Origin of the sequence: Fulvimarina manganoxydans (assembly GCF_900176465.1) — a bacterium.
Lineage (GTDB): Bacteria > Pseudomonadota > Alphaproteobacteria > Rhizobiales > Rhizobiaceae > Fulvimarina > Fulvimarina manganoxydans.
On sequence record NZ_FWXR01000052.1, the window covers coordinates 1 to 1,354 of the forward strand.

Below are 1,354 nucleotides of genomic sequence, written 5' to 3' on the forward strand. Positions count from 1 at the left end.
CCGCTTTATCCGCTGGAGCCGGCTGGGTGTCTTCGACCGCATCTTCGCCGGGCTTGCCGGTGAAGGGCCGGAACCTGAGCGCATCATGATCGACGCCACCCACCTGAAGGTCCACCGCACGGCGGCGAGCCTGCTTAAAAAGGGGATGTTCCCCGTCGTATCGGGCGAACCAAGGGTGGGTTGAACTCGAAGCTCCATACCGTCTGCGACGGCGAAGGGCGACCGATCATCCTGCTCCTGTCGGAAGGCCAGATGAGCGACCACAAGGGCGCCCGTCTCGTGCTCGACGCTTTGCCTGCGGCCTCGCACCTGATTGCGGATCGCGGCTATGACAGCGCATGGTTCCGCGCGGAACTGGAAGCCAGGGGCATCGAGCCGTGCATCCCATCCAGCCGAAGCCGCAAAACCCCCTACGCATACGACACGACGCTCTACCGCCAACGCCACAAGGTCGAGAACCTGTTCGCCAAGCTCAAAGACTGGCGGCGCGTCGCCACACGCTACGACCGGTGCGCCCACACCTTCTTCTCGGCCATCTGCATCACTGCCGCCGTCATCTTCTGGCTTTGATCAATGAGTCCTGAGCCTAGGTCCTTTTCTTATAGCCTCGTGGATAGTATATTAAAAATGGCCCCTGCAGGTCAATAGACCACCGATCTATCAAAGTCTTAGTCAACACTATACTTTCAATGCGCAAAGGATTTGAAATGGCCCCTCTTGCCGAGGTCGTGGCTCTCGATGACGTGCGCGCTCGCGCCTCTCATGCAGCCTCCCAGACCCTCCGAACGCACCCCATCTCCCAACGCGACGGCTATCGCCTTTGCGTCCGAAAGGTGCCGGCTACTCTCAGCCCCGGCACACGCTTCCTCGCCACATGGCTCTACAGCCAGATCGTCGATCTCACGGACGGCCGCTCGACCAGCCGGCAGATGACACGCGCCTTCATGGAAAGCGGTCTCGCCGATGACGAAGGCAACGTCGTGGTCGAGCCGTGTGGGTATCAGGGGAACCGCCTCCGCATTCAGCTCAACGCCCTGGTCAAGACCGGCTTCCTGCGCATCGATCGCAGGCCGGGCGACTATGCCGGCGACATCTACACCTGCATCGACGACTGGAAGACGACCATGCTTGCCAAGCCGAAGCGTATCCGGGAAGCCGAGAAGGCTGCGGCCCGGCCGGATGACTTTCCGTTTTACGAGGATCACGGGCCGGAGACCCCCTCGAAAAGGAGGGGACACCCCCATCGAAAACGAGCACCCTTGTAACTTCCCAAATGCCGTATTTGAAGCTGTAGTGGCAAGTGCGGTGGCGGATGGAAGACCGATGCACCTTTGGGACACCAAGCCCGTGGGAG

General features: G+C 61.0%; 1 protein-coding gene and 1 pseudogene. Both read left to right on the forward strand.

Going from position 1 to position 1,354, the window contains the following annotated elements; all coding sequences use genetic code 11:
* Positions 1-570 (forward strand): annotated as a pseudogene (locus B9A15_RS22320) (IS5 family transposase); the annotation flags it as partial.
* A 137-nt stretch (positions 571-707) separates the two neighbouring features.
* On the forward strand, positions 708-1,265 hold the full coding sequence (locus B9A15_RS22325) for a hypothetical protein (protein WP_084413149.1): 558 nt from the start codon (positions 708-710) through the stop codon (positions 1,263-1,265).
* Positions 1,266-1,354: the final 89 nt, after the last annotated feature.